The organism is Morganella sp. HMSC11D09 (genome assembly GCF_001807955.1).
Lineage (GTDB): Bacteria > Pseudomonadota > Gammaproteobacteria > Enterobacterales > Enterobacteriaceae > Morganella > Morganella morganii.
On the sequence record NZ_KV791637.1, the window covers coordinates 1 to 662 of the forward strand.

Annotated in this window: 1 protein-coding gene; it reads right to left on the reverse strand. The window is 44.4% G+C overall.

The features are described 5' to 3' along the window. Positions 1-171: 171 nt before the first annotated feature. Positions 172-662: OmpA family protein (locus tag HMPREF3119_RS00305; RefSeq protein ID WP_139144819.1), on the reverse strand; the 491-nt coding region annotated here is incomplete at its 5' end.

Here is a 662-nt window from a genome sequence, read left to right on the forward strand (position 1 = left end):
ATATTGACGCCGGATAGATTTAAGCAAGCCCATATAAATCAAAATCAGTGTTGCAAAAACGGGGGTGACCATAGATTTTTTCCGGGATACTTACATGGTGACTGGTATTACAGTGTATTCTGGGAGCGAGTATCAGTCTTCCAGATACTCCCGAATGATCGGACAGGACGGTTACTTATAATTGACAGTGATTTCCACACGCCTATCAGGTTGCAGACACATTTTTAGCAAAGCTCCCTTACCTTCACAGTGCGTTGTCACAGGTTGATGTTTACCCATGCTCTGTATTTTTACCGGCACGGTTACTTCATTCCCTTCCAGTAATTCTTTTACTGTCCCGGCCCGCTTCGGACTAAGAGTATAGTTATATTCATCCGGACCCAGACGGTCTGTATGCCCCACCACGGTTAATGAATCAATGTGAGCGGTATTTTCCTTTACCTTACGGGTGAAGTTATCCAGTCTTGCTTTATCTTCAGGGAGTAAACCACTGAGTGTGAACTGATCAAATTGAAACAGCGCATCCGCAGACAGTGTCAGCGTTTCCAGTTTTACCGGTTCTGGTGTGACATTTTTTTCCGGCGGGCACCAGGCGTTATTCGTATTACCACATCCAGATAACGCGAACAGTGTAACAGGTAGTAATGAACAGGGTATTAATT